Source organism: Myxococcus eversor (assembly GCF_010894455.1).
Classification (GTDB): Bacteria; Myxococcota; Myxococcia; order Myxococcales; family Myxococcaceae; genus Myxococcus; species Myxococcus eversor.
In genome coordinates this window covers 203330-219528 of sequence record NZ_JAAIXY010000012.1, presented here as the reverse complement: position 1 = coordinate 219528, position 16199 = coordinate 203330, and the positions used below count along the sequence as shown (strand labels likewise).

Below are 16199 nucleotides of genomic sequence, written 5' to 3'. Positions count from 1 at the left end.
GTCGTCATGAGAATCGCAATCCTCGGCACGGGAGTGGTGGGCGAGACGCTGGGCTCCAAGCTGGTGAGCCTGGGCCATGAGGTGCGCATGGGCTCGCGCACCGCGAACCACGAGAAGGCGGTGGCCTGGACGCGGAAGGCCGGAGCACTCGCGTCCCAGGGCACGTTCGCCGACGCCGCGGCCTTCGCGGAGCTGCTCTTCAACTGCACGCTGGGCACGGCCTCGGTCGACGCGGTGAAGTCCGCCGGCGTGGAGAACCTGCGCGGCAAGGTGCTGGTGGATGTCTCCAATCCTCTCGACTTCTCGAAGGGGTTTCCCCCCACCCTCTCCGTCACCAACACGGACTCGCTAGGCGAGCAACTCCAGCGCGCGGTGCCGGAGCTGAAGGTGGTGAAGGCCCTCAACACCATGACGGCCAGCATCATGGTCTCCCCGTCGAGCCTGCCCACGGCTCACGACGTCTTCGTCTGCGGCGATGACGCGGGCGCGAAGAAGCAGGTGACGTCGCTGCTCACCGAGGGGTTCGGCTGGAAGCGGGTGCTCGACGTGGGCGACATCACCGCGTCCCGGGGCCTGGAGGGATTGCTTCCGCTCGTCCTCCGGCTCTACCAGTCGTTCGGCGACTTCGACTTCAACCTCCATGTCGTCCGCAAGTGAGTCGCGTGGCGACGGCCGGGAGGCCGCGCTGCTTCTTCACGGCCTCCCGGTGGCGACGACGCGGACGTCAGTCCCAGCGGCTGGTGAGCTTCACGGACCACTCTCGCAGCGTGCCGCTTCCAATCCCCGCGGGGTTGGAGATGTGCAGCTTCCACTTGCCGTTGATGGTGCCATCGCGCGGGATTCCACGCGTCACCGGGATGCGGGACGGAGGCCTGCCCTCGGTGGGCCCGTTCCACAGGAGGGCCGTCTCACCACCCGGGTCCTCCAGCGTCAGCACGAGGTTGGATGACGAGGAGTGCAGCAGATCGATCACCACGGTGATGTCCTCGGGCACGGTGGCGAGGCCCACCACGCCGACCACGGACACCAGCTGCGCCGTCGAGCCAGGCAGCGCCAGGTCCGAGTAGTTCGTGAAGGTGCCCGCCATCCAGGCCGGACGGCAGATGCCCTCGGGCGAGCCGGACTCGGAGCCCGAGCACACCAGGCCCGTCTGGCACGGACGCATCACGGAGCAGCTGTCGCTGTCACCCGGGATGGGCAGGTTGCTGCGGCAGCGGCCGTAGGCGATGGGGCCCCCGAACGCCCGGCCCTCACACGACAGGCCGGCCTGACACGTCGCCGGACCCGTGCACGGGTCCCCGTCGGGAGCCAGGGCCACATGGTTCTTGAGCGCCTGGAGCGCGGCGCCATTCATGACCGCCAGCCGCGACAGCTCCACGATGTGGTCGATGCGACGGGCGGCGACGATGGCCTGCGCCTGGTTCGCGCTCAGCCCCACGGTGCTCTGGAGGGCGGCCTGGCTCACCGTGTTCGCGGCGGCCACGACGCGCCGGGCCTCGGCGAGGTTGAAGGCCACGCCGTGGAAGGTGCCCACCTGCTCGTCCAGGGGCATCTCCACGCGGCCCGTCGCCCGGACATACCCCTCCAGCGTGGCCAGAGCGGCCGGCCCCACCTGGGGAATCGCATCCACCTGGTCGATGGAGACGTAGTGCCGGTCATCCGCCGTGAACTCCACGCCATCCGGCCCGTTGCGGTCCGCGATGATGGCCTGCGCGGTGAGCGCGTTGAGCGGAACCTCGAAGTCCAACACCGCCAGCGTCGTGGAGCGGCTGTTGAGGAACGCCAGCACGCCGGTGGACGCGGGGGTGCCCGTCGCGAGGGCCTGCGCCTGCGTCGTCATCACGGCGGCGGGCGCGGTCTCCTCGGAAGCAACACCACAGCTCAACATCAGGGGAAGAAGGGAAAGCGGTAGATACCGCATCAAGTTGGAGGTCATGAGCCCCCTGTACTCCAGGACTCCGACACTGTGTCCAACAGAGACGTCACAACCGGGCCGTCCGGGGTGTTTTTCAGCGGGATTTCAGCAGGGTGGCCGAAATGAAGGCCCCCACGGCGGGGAGAAACGTGGCGCCGGCCATCCAGAGACTCGCCGGGAGCTGAAGGACGGACACCAGCGTCCCGAGCCCGAAGAGCAGAAGAAAGGTGAGGCGAGCCAGCACCCGGCCCGTGGGCCAACGAGCGAACGCCCCGGTGAAGAGGAACGCGGCGGCTCCCGCGAGGAACTGATAGCCCAGCACCGTGAGGGCCGAGTCCTCCAAGAAGCTCACATAGCGAATCAACCAGCTTGGCGGCAGTGGCTCCACTCCGGCGAGGACATCCAGGGGAAGCGACGTCATGTCGTGAGGCGGAGCGCCTGGAGACCCCAAGGTGATGACCGCGATCTGCGCGATGGCCACCACGAACAGCGTCATCAGGATGGGGAACCACGGCACCCGGGTGCGCTCGCGTTCCCAGCGGCGCAGGGCGTCCAGTTGCTGGGGATCGACCTCGAGTGCGCTCGGATAGCCCAGGTCCAGCAAGGCCTTCGTGGCGGCGATGCTCGCGGGCATCTTCTCCGTGCCCAGCCCCTCCAACGCGCGTTCATCCACGAGCCTGCGCAGCAGCGCGGCGCTCGCCTCGCGCTGAGGCTCCGAGGGAAGTCGAAGCAAAAGCACATTGAGCTCCTCGCCCAGCCGTGCGCGCTCCTCTTCGGACGCGGACAGGACCCGGGGAATCAGCGCCTCGATGCGCCCGATGGACGCGGCGTCCTCGCGCCCGATGGACGAAGCGTCCTCCGCGCCATGAGGCGCCTGTACCGTCCGCTGAAGCTCGCCCACCGTGTGCCTCCCGCGCCCCGGACTGCACGGCGCGCCAGCCCATCGTAACGAGGTGCACCCCGCTCGTCACAGCCGGACGGCGACGACACGCTTCTTCACGAATGGAGCACGGGCTCCAACTGCGCCGCGATGCGCGGGGGCACCCGCTCCCCGGGCCCCACGCCGGTGGGCCGCATGAGGGCGCGCGCGCGGTCCTCGCCGTGGCGCATGCGCATGCGCGTCATCTCCGGTGAGAAGTCGAGCGTGTCGCCCATGGGCGCCGTCGGCTCGATGACGGTGATGCGGCAATAGACGTACGGCTTCCCCTCGGGAGCGAGGAGCGAGGTGCCCTGCTCGTGGGCCTGCCTCACCATGTCGTTGATGCGGACGAACACGTCCACGTCGTTCATCAGGATTTCGTTGAGGGTGATGTCGGTGAGGCTGCGCCGGGCCACGTCCAGGATGCTGGAGGGATAGCGCATCGGCTCGATGCGGGACGACGAGCAGGAGATGACGACAATCTCCGTGGGTGCATAGGCGAGCGCGTCGCCGAGCGGCGTGACGTTGCGCAGCCCACCGTCGACGATGGCGTGCGGACCGATGGGCTCCCAGATGACGGGCATCGTCGCGCTCTGCCAGACGGCCGCGGTGAAGTCGCTCGCGTCGCTCGACACCACTTCATACTGCCCCGAGGTGAGCGACACCCGGCCCACGTGCGCGGGAATGGCGAAGGGCCGGCCGGAGAGGTTCCGCTCCACGAGGTCTCTCAGGGGCGTGTTGTCATAGAACCCCAGCTTGTTGAGCAGTCCTATCCGGAGCGCGACGACGAGCCACGGGAACTTCCGATAGACGTCCGACTCGCGCAGGTTCATCCAGAGGCTCGTGAGTCGCTCGTACTCGTGCTGGGCGATGACGGCGGCGTTCAGCGCTCCCACCGACACGCCGAAGACGCGCTCCCAGCGGAAGCCGTGCACCTCGCGGAGGATCTTCTCGGCGCCCACCTGGAAGGCGCCCTTGCCACCACCACCTGAGAGCACGAGCGTCGCGGGACGGTCCGTCATGGCATACCTCGTTGGGGGGTGAGCACGAGCCGCGCGGGGAAGCCCGCGCTCACGCATCAACGGGAGGAGATAGGCACGAGCCCTCCCTTCCAGAATCGCCCTCGGGCCCAGGTCCGCTGTCCAGCGGTGGGCCCTGGACTCGCACGCCCGTCAGCCTTCGGCGGTCCCCACGGCGCGCATGAAGCGCTGGAGCTTCTCCTCATCCAGGTGGCCGTCTCGGTGACGCTGCCGGACGGGCGGGCCGGCAAGGTGGTGGCCGAAAGCGTCGCGGGGAAGACGACCCAGGCCGACGTCGTCGTCGAGGCCGGAGGCGTCATCTCCGGACGACTGGTCGATGCGACGGGCGCTCCCCTCCCCGACGCGTTCGTGGACGTGGACGGGCTCACCTCGCCCCCCACGGGAGCGGACGGCCGTTTCCGCGTGGAGGACGTCGCGCCCGGTCCGCACAAGCTCATCGCGTGGAGCCAGAAGACGGAGCGCGCGGAGAAGACGCTGGAGCTGGCCGCGGGCAAGACGAAGGACGTGGGCGACTGGAATCTCGGGCCGCCCCGAGTCGAGCCTGGGCGTCTCGGCGTCTTCTTCAGCATGGATGGAGACGAAGTCCTCGTGCGAGGTGTCACGGGCGGACTGCACGGTGACGCCATTCGAGCCGGAGACGTGGTGAAGTCCATCGACGGGGCCACGGTGCTCACGGCCGGAGAGGCCCGTGAGCGCGAGCTGGGTGCACCGGGCAGTCCCGCCACGCTCCTCATCCGCCGCGACACGCGGACCTACCCCATCACCCTCACGCGCGCCCCCTGAGCGGACACCTCCCTCCAGGGTGAGGCCATGCGCCCCACCCATCCACCACGCGACATCCCGCGCCGGCAATCGTCCGGAGCCCGACGGCGCCCTCTCACGGTCCCCCCGTGGAGCGCTGCGTCGGGCAGCCTCGACCTCCACCATCCTCGGTGAGCCGCGCCACCTCGCGGCGCCGATTCGGGAGGTCCACCGTGGGAGTCCTCGACCTGCTGTCGCGCTGGCCCGTCCTCCGGCAGCTCCTGCGCGGGGACCTCACCGCGCTGGGCGAGACGGCGATGACCGAGCGCAGCCGCGGGCTTCAGTCGCGCACGGCCCGCGCGGACCGCGTCGTCAAATCCGTCTGTCCCTACTGCGCCGTCGGCTGCGGCCAGGACATCTACGTCAAGGACGAGCGCATCATCGACATCGAGGGCGACACGGACTCGCCGGTGTCACGCGGACGGCTGTGCCCCAAGGGCTCCGCGACGTTCCAGCTCGTCACCGGCACCCACCGCGTCCAGCACGTCCTCTATCGTCGACCGGGAGGCACGGAGTGGGAGCGCCTCCCGCTCGAGCGGGCCATGGAGATGGTGGCCGAGCGCGTGAAGCACACGCGCGACACGACGTGGGAGGACACCGACGTCAACGGGCTGAGCGTCCAGCGCACGCTGGGCATCGCCCACCTGGGCGGCGCGACGCTCGACAACGAGGAGAACTACCTCATCAAGAAGCTCTTCACCTCGCTGGGAATCATCCAGGTGGAGAACCAGGCTCGAATATGACATTCGTCCACGGTGCCCGGTCTGGGCATCACGCTCGGGCGTGGCGGGGCCACGACCTTTCAGCAGGACCTGCGGAACTCTGACTGCATCCTCATCCAGGGTTCCAACATGGCCGAGTGTCACCCGGTGGGTTTCCAGTGGGTGATGGAGGCCAAGGCCCGGGGTGCGACCATCATCCACGTGGACCCGCGCTTCACGCGCACGAGCGCGATGGCGAACCAGCACGTTCCCATCCGCGTCGGCTCGGACATCGCGTTCCTGGGTGGGCTGGTGCGCTACGTCCTGGAGCACGAGCGCTACTTCAAGGAATACGTCACCCACTACACCAACGCGGCCAACCTCCTCCGGGAGGACTTCCAGGACACCGAGGACCTGGACGGCCTCTTCAGCGGCTTCCTGCCCGAGGAGAACAAGTACGACGTCACCTCGTGGGGTTACGAGGGCATCCAGGGCCCCACGCCCGCCGCGGGCCACAAGGAGCTGTTCGCGGAGCCAGGCGCCGGTGAGGGCGAGTCCCATTCCGCGCGAATCACCGAGGCCCCCAAGGATTTCACGCTCCAGCATCCGCACTGCGTCTTCCAGGTCCTTCGTCGCCACTTCCAGCGCTACACGCCCGCCATCGTCGCGAAGGTGTGCGGTGTTCCCGAGGAGCAGTTCCTGAAGGTCGCGGAGGCGCTCTGCGCGAACTCCGGACGAGAGCGCACCACGGCGCTCTGTTACGCGGTGGGGTGGACGCAGCACTCGGTGGGCGTGCAGTACATCCGCACCGCGACCATCCTCCAGCTCCTGCTCGGCAACATCGGGAGGCCGGGGGGCGGCATCCTCGCGCTGCGCGGGCACTCGTCCATCCAGGGCTCCACGGACATCCCCACCCTCTTCAACCTGCTGCCCGGCTATCTGCCGATGCCGAGCGCCCGGCCGTCCTCGAGCCTGGACGACTACCTGAAGGCCCACACCTCCGGCACGGGCTGGTGGAGCAACTTCCCCAAGTACGTCGTCTCGCTGTTGAAGGCGTGGTTCGGTGACGCGGCGACGCGGGAGAACGAGTACGGCTTCCGTCACCTGCCCCGCCTCACCGGCAACCACTCGCACATGCAGACGGTGGCGGACATGGCCGACGGCCGCGTGCGGGGCTACTTCGTCATGGGTGAGAACCCGGCGGTGGGCTCCATGAATGGAGCGCTCCAGCGCAAGGGCTTGCGTCAGCTCGACTGGCTGGTGGTGCGCGACTTCACGCTCATCGAGACGGCGGAGTTCTGGCGCACCGCCCCCGAAATCCAGCGCGGTGACGTGAAGACCGAAGACATCCGCACGGAGGTCTTCTTCTTCCCCGCCGCCGCGCACACGGAGAAGGACGGCTCCTTCACCAACACGCAGCGGATGCTCCAGTGGCACCACGCCGCGGTGGAGCCGCGCGAGGACGTGCGCAGCGAGCTCCACTTCATGTTCCACCTGGGCCGCCGGCTGAAGGCGCTGTACGCCGACTCGCGCGAGACGAAGGACCAGGCCCTCCGCGAGCTGACGTGGGACTACCCCACGAAGGGCATGCACGACGAGCCGAGCGCCGAGGCCGTCCTCCGGGAGATCAACGGCTACACCGTCGCGGATGGGAAGCCCGTGAGCGGCTTCACCGCCTTGAAGGACGACGGCACCACCGCGAGCGGCTGTTGGATCTACTCCGGGGCCTACGCGGACGGCGTCAACCAGGCCGCGCGTCGCAAGCCCGGACACGAGCAGACCTGGGTGGCGCCCGAGTGGGGCTGGGCCTGGCCCGCCAACCGACGCATCCTCTACAACCGCGCGTCGGCGGACCCAGAGGGACGGCCCTGGGGTGAGCGCAAGAAGTACGTCTGGTGGGACGATGCCCGGCGCCGGTGGACTGGCGAGGACGTGCCGGACTTCATCGTGGACCTGCCACCGGACTACCGCCCTCCTCCGGGTGCCTCGGGCGTGGAGGCGCTCGCGGGCGACAACCCGTTCATCATGCAGGCCGACGGCAAGGCGTGGCTCTACGCGCCTGGCGGGATGATGGATGGTCCGCTGCCCGCTCACTACGAGCCCATGGAGTCGCCCGTGAAGAACGCGCTCTACGGGCAGCAGTGCAACCCGACGCGCCTGGAGTGGCCACGGCGAGGCAACCCCTATCACCGCGCCTGGGGAGACCCGCGCTATCCGTTCATCCTCACCACCTACCGCCTCACGGAGCACCACACGGCGGGAGGCATGAGCCGCTGGTTGTCGTGGCTGAGCGAGCTGCAACCGGAGCAGTTCTGCGAGGTGTCACCGGAGCTGGCCCGCGAGCGAGGCCTGAGCAACGGCGGCTGGGCGACGCTGCGCACCGCGCGAGGAGACCTGGAGTGCCGGGTGCTCGTCACCGAGCGCCTGAGGCCGCTGAAGCTCAACGGCACGTCCGTGCATCAGGTGGGCATCCCCTACCATTGGGGCGTGACGGGGCGCATCCGAGGAGACGGCGCGAACGAGCTGCTCCCGCTGGTCGCCGACCCCAACGTGGACATCCAGGAGTCCAAGGCCCTCACCTGCGACGTCGTCGAGGGACGTCAGGCCACCCGCGCGCGCGCCGCCTCGGGCGCCACCCAAGCCGCGCTGCCCGAGGGGCTGGAGCTCCACCGACGCGACAGCTCGCGCGCGGGTGAGGTCGACCATGTGCCGTGGCAGGAGAAGAAAAAGGACGAGGAGCGATAGCCCATGAGCCGCAAGGGTTTCTTCACCGACTCGACGACGTGCATCGGCTGCAAGGCGTGCGAGGTGGCTTGCAAGCAATGGAACCAGCTCCCCGACGACGGCTTCCACTTCACGGGGATGTCCTATGACCAGACTGGGGACCTCGGCTGCTCGACGTGGCGACACGTGGCCTTCGTGGAGCGGCCGGTGCCCCTGCCGGGACACGCCACGGGCGTGGGGGACTTCTCCTGGTTGATGGTGTCGGACGTCTGCAAGCACTGTCAGCGGGCCGGGTGCCTGGAGGCCTGTCCCACGGGCGCCATCGTCCGCACCGAGTTCGATACCGTCTACGTGCAGCCGGATGTCTGCAACGGCTGCGGCTACTGCGTGACGGCGTGTCCCTTCGGAGTCATCGACCGACGTCCGGATGACGGGCGCGCCTGGAAGTGCACGCTCTGCTACGACCGGTTGGGCGACGGCATGACTCCCGCGTGCGCGAAGGCGTGTCCCACGGAGTCCATCGCCTACGGGGACCTGGACGTGCTGCATGAGCGCGCGGAGAACCGGGTCCGCGAGCTGCACGACCAGGGCATCATCAGCGCGTATCTCTACGGCAAGGACGCGGCGAACCAACCCGGGACGGGCGGGCTCAACGCCTTCTTCCTGCTGGTGGACAAGCCGGAGGTCTACAACCTGCCGCCCGACCCCGTCGTTCCGACGATGAAGGCGAAGGAGGCCTGGAGCGCCGTGGCCCTGGGCGCGCTCGGCATGGCCGCGGTGGCCGTGGGCGCGGTGCTGTTCGGTCGACGGGGGAGCCCATGAGTTCGTCCGGGAAGGATGAGCCTTCGTTCCTCGACAAGCTCCAGCAGCGCGGCGATGGGCGCAACGTGAACCCAGCGCTGGGGACACTGCTGGGCGAGGGCGCGCAGCAGCGCGTGACGGACCTGGACGGGGCGAACCCCGCGCACACGGTGTCGTCGTCGATTCCCTCTCGCTCCGGAGTGGCTTCGGCCGACTCACCCAGCTACCACGGGCTCCCCGCCATCAAGCAGCCGGTCTGGATTGCCACCATCCCCACCTATCTCTTCGTGGGAGGAGTGGCGGGCGCCGCGAGCCTCATGGGGCTGGTCATCGATGTGCTCGGCGAGAAGGAGTTGAATCCGCTCGCGAGGCGGTGCCGTCAGCTCGGGACGGTGGGCGACATGCTGAGCGCGGGCTTGTTGATCGCCGACCTCGGGCGACCCGAGCGCTTCCTCAACATGCTGCGCGTGTTCCGACCCACCTCGCCCATGAGCATCGGCTCCTGGGTGCTGGCGCTGTCGGGCGGGCTGAACACGGTGGGCCTGGTGCTGGGACGTTCGCACGGGGTGCTCGGCGCGGTGGGGAAGGTGTCGGGTTGCTCGGCAGCGCTGCTGGGGATGCCGCTCGCGGGCTACACGGCCGTGCTGTTGAACAACACGGCGGTGCCGCTGTGGCAGGCGACCCGGCGCACCCTGCCCCTGTTCTTCATGGCCTCGGCGACCGCGAGCGCGGGCAGCCTGCTGTCGCTCCTCCCCCACACACCGCGTGAGGCGGGGGTGCTGCGCCCCTACCGGCTGGCGGGCAAGGTGGCGGAGCTGGCCATGGGGTATGCGATGGAGCACGACGCCCGACGCGCTCCAGAGGTCGCCCGGCCCCTGGACGAGGGCGTGTCGGGGACACTGTGGAAGGCCTCTCGCGCCTGTTCCGTCGCGGGGTTGCTGGTGGATGCGCTCCCGGGGCGGCGGCGCTGGAAGCAGGTGGCGGCGGACCTGCTGACCACGGTGGGCGCGGTGACGGCCCGCTTCGCCGTCTTCCATGGGGGCAAGGCGTCCGCCCGAGACCCGCAGGCCACCTTCAGGCCCCAGCGCCGGGGCCACGGCGCCGCCGAGGTGGTGCCCGGGCATGCCGTGGCGTCGGACGGCAAGCCGTTCAGCTTCCCCCTGCCCGTGGTGCGCTGAACGGCCCACCCGGCCCGACTCCGGGAGTGCCCCGCCCCTGGGAAGGAACGCGGGATTTGCACTCAGGGAGGGGGCCCACGAGGCCTTCCCCTTTGGGCGCGAGGAGCGATACACCTAGGGGAACCATGGCCGAGACCTCTTCCCTGAATATTCCGACTGTCGACCTCGCGGACCTCGCCTCGGGAGATGCCACTCGCATCGAGCGCGCCGCGACTGCGCTGCGCGAGGCATTTGGTGTCTTCGGTCTCGTCTACATCAAGAACCACGGTGTCGACACGCAGGCGCTCCACCGCTACTACGACGCCTTCGCCGCCTTCATCGCGCGTCCCGCCGAGGCGAAGAAGCCCTACGGCCGCGCCGACCTCTGGTACCAGCGCGGCTGGACGCCGCCGAACACGGAGGTCGCCGTCGCCGGCAACGGCCAGCCGGACTTCAAGGAGTGCTACTTCGTCGCGCCCTACCCCAACGACGAGGTGGCGGCGATGGAGTTCCCGGAGCTGTATCCGGAGAACGTGTGGCCGCCGGATGCGCCGCCGTACTTCCAGGAAGGCCTGATGACGCTGGGCCGCTCGCTCCACGAGGCGGGCCTCCAGTTGCTGCGCGGCTCGGCCATGGCGCTGGGGCTCGCGGAGGACACCTTCACGTCCCTCTGCGAGAAGGCCCCTCACATCACCCGCGCGCTCCAGTACCTGTCGCTCAAGCCGGAGCAGGTGAACACGGACATCGTCTGGGGCGAGGAGCACACGGACTTCAACCTCCTGACGCTGCTGCCCGGTGGGCGGTTCCTCGGCCCCGACGGGAAGCCGGCCCCGAGCCCCGATGACAAGAGCGGCCTGTATCTGCGCACGCGCGCGACGCCCGAGGAGCCGCAGGGCCGCAAGGTGCGAGGCACCGCGCCCGCGGGCTGCATCGTGGCGCAGGTGGGCCAGCAGTTGGAGATCCTCACGGGCGGCACGTTCCTCGCCACGCCCCACGTCATCACCGCGCCGGGCGTCTCCGGCTGGCAGCGCCAGTCCGCCGCGCACTTCATCCACGTCCACACCAGCAAGGTCCTCTACCCGCTGGAGAAGTTCCGCACGCCCACGGCGATCCGGAGCTACGCGCCCCCTGTCCTCACGGGCACGTATGACATCAAGACGCTGGTCGACATCGGCCTCGCGCCGTCGCACGCGCTCGACAAGCTGGGCTACCGGCACTACGACCGGCTCAATCGCCAGCGGTCGGGCGAGTAGATTTCACGTCTGTCATTGACCAATCACAGACGAGACAATTCCCATCTTGATAGTGATTGCTTCGGGAGCGCGGTGGTTCCGTGCTCCCGTTGAGCGGTCGTGTCCCGGCCCCATGCCCCGCGCGACGTGGGTGCCGGAAATGCCTGAAGATGCGTTCATGTAGGCATTGCACGCCAGGACAGGTGAGACTTCCTGAAAGTGGGGTCGGAAATGCCTGAAGACGCGTTCATGTAGGCATTGCACTTTCTGTCTCAGGCAATTGCGACGCATTGTCTCGGCTTTTGGCACGAGTCTCTCCACTGTACGTACGAACATGTAGGCACTGCGTCTTTCTGGGGTCCGGGCGAGCCTCGGAAAACATCTGAAAATCCGTACAGGTGCCTCATTTCCGACGGAGCGGGGAAACGGTTACGGCCCGGCCGCGCGAGCCCTCCCCTCCGATGCCACGTCCGGAATGACCTACCTGCCCCGCCTCAAGGGCTGATGGGCCTGAAGGCCGCCATTCATATTTTCAGGCGGTTCAGGGTTGCGGGGTCGGCGACAGGGGGAACACATGAAGAAGAACGGCAAGCATCCGACGGGCAATGGGAAGACTCCGTCTCCGAATGAATCTGTTCAGCGAGAGGTCCTCCCCATCCCGGATCAGCCCTATCAGGGCGTGCGTCCATTCAGCGCCAGGGACCCGAGCGCGAAGTTCCCGCCCATCGTCCAGCTTCGGCCTCCCAAGGGCGCGCCCAACGTCCTCGTCATCCTCCTGGACGATGTGGGCTTCGCGGCGTCCAGCGCCTTCGGCGGCGTCATCAACACCCCCACCGCGGAGCGTCTGGCTGCCCAGGGCCTGCGCTACAACCGCTTCCACACCACGGCGCTCTGTTCACCCACGCGCGCCGCGCTCCTGACGGGCCGCAACCACCATGCGGTGGGCTTCGGCGGCATCACCGAAACCGCCACCTCCTCGCCGGGCTACAGCTGCGTGCGCCCCAACCACTGCGCGCCGGTGGCGGAGGTCCTCAAGCTCAACGGCTACAGCACTGCGCAGTTCGGCAAGTGCCACGAGGTGCCCGTCTGGGAGACGAGCCCGGTAGGCCCCTTCGAGCGGTGGCCCACGGGCTCCGGCTTCGAGTACTTCTTCGGCTTCCTCGGAGGGGAGACGAACCAGTGGCACCCGGCCCTCTACGAGAACACGGTGCCCATCGAGCCGGAGCACAAGCCAGACCAGAGCTACCACTTCATGGAGGACATGACGGACAGGGCCGTTGGCTGGGTGCGCCAGCAGAAGGCGCTCGTGCCGGACAAGCCCTTCTTCGTCTACTTCGCCCCGGGCGCCACCCACGCACCACACCACGTGCCTCAGGAGTGGGCAGACAAGTACAAGGGCCGCTTCGACGGCGGCTGGGACGGGCTGCGCGAGGAGATCTTCGCGCGGCAGAAGAAGCTCGGCGTCATCCCCAAGGATGCCACCCTCACTCCACGCCCCAAGGAGATCCCCTCCTGGGAGGACATGCCGGAGAAGCTGCGGCCGGTGCTCGCGCGACAGATGGAGGTGTACGCGGGCTTCCTCGAGTACGCGGACTTCCACGTGGGACGGCTCATCGACTCGCTGGAGAAGATGGGCGTGCTGGAGGACACGCTCGTCTACTACATCATCGGCGACAACGGCGCCTCCGCCGAGGGCACCCTCAACGGCACGCTCAACGAAAACCTCCTCTTCAACAACGTGATGGGCGTGGAGACGCCCGAGTACCTCATCCAGAACATGCACAAGCTCGGAACCCCGGACGCGTACAACCACTACGCGGTGGGCTGGGCGCATGCGATGGACACGCCCTACCAGTGGACCAAGCAGGTGGCCTCGCACTACGGCGGCACCCGCAACGGCTGCATCGTCCACTGGCCCAAGGGCATCTCCGCGAAGGGCGAGGTCCGCTCGCAGTTCGCCCATGTCATCGACGTGGCGCCCACCATTCTGGAAGCCGCCACCCTGCCCCAGCCGGTGATTGTCCACGGCGTGCAGCAGACCCCGATTCAGGGCGTGAGCATGCGCTACGGCTTCGACGACGCGAAGGCGCCGGAGCGGCATGAGACGCAGTACTTCGAGATGTTCGGCAACCGGGGCATCTACCACCAGGGGTGGACGGCGGTGACGAAGCATCGCACTCCGTGGGATTCCACGTCGCCAACGAGCCTCGAGGACGATGTCTGGGAACTCTACGACACGACCCAGGACTGGACGCAGGCGCGCGACCTCGCCGCCGAGCAACCGGAGAAGCTGCACGAGCTGCAGCAGCTCTTCATCATCGAGGCCACCAAGTACTACGCGCTGCCACTAGATGACCGAAGCATCGAGCGCTTCAACTCGGAGCTGGCCGGACGGCCCGAACTCATCAAGGGAGACACACAGCTTCTCTCGGGTTCCATGCAACGGCTCACCGAGAACTCCGTGCTGAACATCAAGAACAAGTCGCACTCCGTCACCGCGGAGCTGGAGATACCGGACGGCGGAGCGAGCGGCATCATCGTCGCGCAGGGTGGCAGCTTCGGCGGCTGGTGCCTCTTCGTGCGTGGGGGCCGACTCTCCTACTGTTACAACTACTGCGGACTGCGTCGGTTCTACGTCGAAGCCGACCGCGAGCTGCCTCCTGGCACGCACCAGGTCCGCATGGAGTTCAAGTACGACGGCGGCGGCATCGGCAAGGGAGGTGATGTCACCCTGTACGTCGACGGCAAGCCGGTGGGCCGTGGCCGGGTGGAGACCACCCAGGCCATGGTGTTCTCTGGCGACGAGACGACCGACGTGGGCATTGACCTGGGCACGTCCGTGGCCGAGGGCTTCCACAACGGCGACAGCAAGTTCACCGGCCGCGTGAAGTGGGTGCAGCTCGACAAGGGCAAGGAAGACTTCGACCACTTCGTCTCGCGCGAGGAGCTCTTCAAGATCGCGATGGCCCGGCAGTAGGAGGCGGGCAGTGCCCTCCCGCATGCCAGCTCAAGGGCATGCGGGAGCACCGGACCTCACGTCCCCCGCACTACAGCCGGGAGCGCGCCTCCACCAGGGGCGCGACGTCTGCCGGAGATTCAACCGCCAGGCCCTGAGCACCGACGGCTGGCGGGGTGACGCCCATCCAGGTGGAGAGCCGTGACAGGGCCAGCGTGCGCTCCGCCTCGGGCAGACGGGTGATGCTCGCGTTGATGTGATTGGAGTCCGGAACGTAGAAGCGGAACGAGTCGTTGCGCTCCCGCACCTCGAAGGGGCCAGCGGACCAGGGGTCGTTTTCCCCATAGAGGAAAAGCATCCGTTCACCCTGGCGACGGACCGCTGCGCGGAAAGGGAATCGACCTCCGCCACCTCGGCTCCACCGCAGGCATGCAACAGCAGGGCAACCGGCAGCAGACACACCGCACGGGAAACGCCAGCACCTCTTGATGGGTTCATTCACGCTCCTCGAGGTGAGGGTTGCACCTCTGAGTTCGAATGAACGGACCAGGGATGCAGCCATATCATTCGAGGGTGCGGGAGCGTCGTAATGGCCATGCATCCGTGGCTCAGCGAGCCGTGCGTGCGCCCGGAGCCAGTCGGACCAGCAAGGCCGCCACCGCCGAGGTGGTCGCGAGCACCGTCACCGCCCCCCATCCCCACCGGGCCAGCACCAGGCTGCCGCTCGCCGCGCCGACGGCCATGCCGATGAACATGGTGACGAACAGCACCGCGTTGAGGCGGCTGCGCGCGGCGGGGTCGATGCCGAACACAATCGTCTGGTGCGCCACGAGCGTCATCTGGACGCCCAGGTCGAACCCGATCGCACTGCCGGCGAGCAACCACAGTCGCGCATCCGGCTCCAGCCACGGCGTCGCGAACAGGGTGGCGAACGCGATCGCGGTCAGCCCCGCTCCCAGGCGCGTCACCACTTCGGGACCGAAGCGGTCCGAGAGGCGACCCGCCACCGGCGCGCCCAACGCCCCCGCCGCGCCCGCCAGGCCGAAGGCACCAGCGGCCGCGCTCCCCAGGTGGAATGGCGCGCCATGCAGCATCACCGCGAGGGTGGACCAGAACGCGCTGAAGCCCACCGAGAGCAGGCCCTGTGCCAGCGCGGCCCTGCGCAAGGCGCCGTACCTTCGCCACAGGCTGGCGAGCGAACCGAGCAGTGCGCCATATGAGAGCGTGCTGGTCGGACGGAAGCGCGGCAGTCCCCGCCAGGCGACCAGGCCGCTCAGCGCCACGCTGGCGGCGGCAATCAGATACATGGCGCGCCAGCCGAAGTGCTCGGCGACCACCCCGCTGACGACTCGCGACAAAAGGATGCCCAGCAGCAGGCCGGTCATCACCGTGCCCACCGTCTTGCCGCGCTCACGCTCGGGAGCCAGGGCCGCCGCGGCCGGAACGATGTCCTGAGCCATGGTCGCCGTCAGGCCGACGGCGAAGCTCACCACCAGCAGCAGGCCGATGCTGGGGGCCAGGCCGCTGAGCAGCAGCGCCACGCTCAGCAGGGCCGCCTTGATGAGGATGATGCGGCGCCGGTCGAAACGATCTCCCAGGGGCGTCAGCAGCAGGATGCCCAGCGCATACCCGAGTTGGGTGAGCGTGGGGAGCAGCCCCACCGCGGTGTCCGAGGCGCCGATGGAGGCCCCCATCACTCCCAGCATCGGCTGCGCGTAGTAGAGCGCGGCCACCGGCAGTCCGGCGCTCGCGGCCAGCAGCAGGCGCAGGCGGCGCGACAGGGGCGCGGTGTCGCCGCTGCTCGTGGCCTGGGCCTGGGGCGGAAGGGCCATGGAATGGGAGGCCCCTTCGGGCATCGGCGCGTCTCCAGCGGTTGCATGTACGGAACGAATGAAGGACATGGTGTTCACCCCAGCGGTGCGAGTCGAGATGAGTGTGTCCCCGAGGGAAGAG

At 68.4% G+C, this 16199-nt stretch carries 11 protein-coding genes and 1 pseudogene; 7 read left to right on the top strand and 5 right to left on the bottom strand.

All coding sequences use genetic code 11. The annotated features are described in order from the left end of the window. Positions 1-6: 6 nt before the first annotated feature. Positions 7-657, top strand: a complete 651-nt coding sequence (locus G4D83_RS24550) for an NADPH-dependent F420 reductase (protein WP_163867241.1) — start codon at positions 7-9, stop codon at positions 655-657. 67 nt (positions 658-724) lie between these two features. Here the strand turns inward: G4D83_RS24550 and G4D83_RS24545 are convergent, their stop codons facing one another. The 3 genes from G4D83_RS24545 to G4D83_RS24535 all read right to left on the bottom strand — a co-directional run bounded on the left by G4D83_RS24545 (position 725) and on the right by G4D83_RS24535 (position 3856). Beyond that, on the bottom strand, positions 725-1936 hold the full coding sequence (locus tag G4D83_RS24545) for a proprotein convertase P-domain-containing protein (RefSeq protein WP_163867240.1): 1212 nt from the start codon (positions 1934-1936) through the stop codon (positions 725-727). Between the two features lie 73 nt (positions 1937-2009). After that, entirely contained in the window at positions 2010-2816 is an 807-nt protein-coding gene (locus G4D83_RS24540; RefSeq protein WP_163867239.1) for a hypothetical protein, read from the bottom strand. Between the two features lie 95 nt (positions 2817-2911). After that, positions 2912-3856: a patatin-like phospholipase family protein gene (locus G4D83_RS24535; protein WP_163867238.1), complete on the bottom strand. Its 945-nt coding sequence runs from the start codon at positions 3854-3856 to the stop codon at positions 2912-2914. Positions 3857-3874: 18 nt separating this feature from the next. On the opposite strand from G4D83_RS24535, the gene G4D83_RS24530 reads away from it, so the two are divergent. The 6 genes and pseudogenes from G4D83_RS24530 (at position 3875) to G4D83_RS24505 (ending at position 14267) form a co-directional block, all read left to right on the top strand. Beyond that, positions 3875-4657, top strand: a complete 783-nt coding sequence (locus tag G4D83_RS24530) for a carboxypeptidase regulatory-like domain-containing protein (RefSeq protein WP_240356548.1) — start codon at positions 3875-3877, stop codon at positions 4655-4657. Positions 4658-4848: 191 nt separating this feature from the next. Beyond that, positions 4849-8031 (top strand): annotated as a pseudogene (gene fdh, locus G4D83_RS24525) (formate dehydrogenase); the annotation flags it as partial. A gap of 93 nt (positions 8032-8124) precedes the next feature. Continuing rightward, a complete protein-coding gene (locus G4D83_RS24520) occupies positions 8125-8922 on the top strand; it encodes a 4Fe-4S dicluster domain-containing protein (protein WP_163867237.1) in 798 nt (265 codons plus the stop codon). Continuing rightward, positions 8919-10079: an NrfD/PsrC family molybdoenzyme membrane anchor subunit gene (nrfD, locus tag G4D83_RS24515; protein ID WP_163867236.1), complete on the top strand. Its 1161-nt coding sequence runs from the start codon at positions 8919-8921 to the stop codon at positions 10077-10079. Before G4D83_RS24520 ends, nrfD begins: the two co-directional genes overlap by 4 nt. Positions 10080-10204: 125 nt before the next feature. Continuing rightward, positions 10205-11311, top strand: a complete 1107-nt coding sequence (locus G4D83_RS24510) for an isopenicillin N synthase family dioxygenase (protein ID WP_163867235.1) — start codon at positions 10205-10207, stop codon at positions 11309-11311. A 553-nt stretch (positions 11312-11864) separates the two neighbouring features. Continuing rightward, a complete protein-coding gene (locus G4D83_RS24505; protein ID WP_163867234.1) occupies positions 11865-14267 on the top strand; it encodes an arylsulfatase in 2403 nt (800 codons plus the stop codon). 70 nt (positions 14268-14337) lie between these two features. On the opposite strand, the gene G4D83_RS46935 is transcribed toward G4D83_RS24505, so the two are convergent. Continuing rightward, positions 14338-14808 carry a hypothetical protein gene (locus tag G4D83_RS46935; RefSeq protein ID WP_275902392.1) on the bottom strand — a complete coding sequence of 157 codons (471 nt, stop codon included), beginning with the start codon at positions 14806-14808 and terminating at the stop codon, positions 14338-14340. A 46-nt stretch (positions 14809-14854) separates the two neighbouring features. Next, positions 14855-16078, bottom strand: coding sequence for an MFS transporter (locus G4D83_RS24495; RefSeq protein ID WP_275902391.1), 1224 nt, complete (start codon positions 16076-16078; stop codon positions 14855-14857). Positions 16079-16199 lie beyond the last annotated feature (121 nt).

Bases quoted from the DNA above. Each gene is read 5' to 3' on its own strand.
- G4D83_RS24550 (WP_163867241.1), top strand. From the start codon at position 7: ATGAGAATCGCAATCCTCGGCACGGGAGTGGTGGGCGAGACGCTGGGC.
- G4D83_RS24545 (WP_163867240.1), bottom strand. From the start codon at position 1,936: ATGACCTCCAACTTGATGCGGTATCTACCGCTTTCCCTTCTTCCCCTG.
- G4D83_RS24535 (WP_163867238.1), bottom strand. From the start codon at position 3,856: ATGACGGACCGTCCCGCGACGCTCGTGCTCTCAGGTGGTGGTGGCAAG.
- G4D83_RS24520 (WP_163867237.1), top strand. From the start codon at position 8,125: ATGAGCCGCAAGGGTTTCTTCACCGACTCGACGACGTGCATCGGCTGC.
- nrfD (WP_163867236.1), top strand. From the start codon at position 8,919: ATGAGTTCGTCCGGGAAGGATGAGCCTTCGTTCCTCGACAAGCTCCAG.
- G4D83_RS24510 (WP_163867235.1), top strand. From the start codon at position 10,205: ATGGCCGAGACCTCTTCCCTGAATATTCCGACTGTCGACCTCGCGGAC.
- G4D83_RS24505 (WP_163867234.1), top strand. From the start codon at position 11,865: ATGAAGAAGAACGGCAAGCATCCGACGGGCAATGGGAAGACTCCGTCT.
- G4D83_RS46935 (WP_275902392.1), bottom strand. From the start codon at position 14,808: ATGGCTGCATCCCTGGTCCGTTCATTCGAACTCAGAGGTGCAACCCTC.
- G4D83_RS24495 (WP_275902391.1), bottom strand. From the start codon at position 16,078: ATGGCCCTTCCGCCCCAGGCCCAGGCCACGAGCAGCGGCGACACCGCG.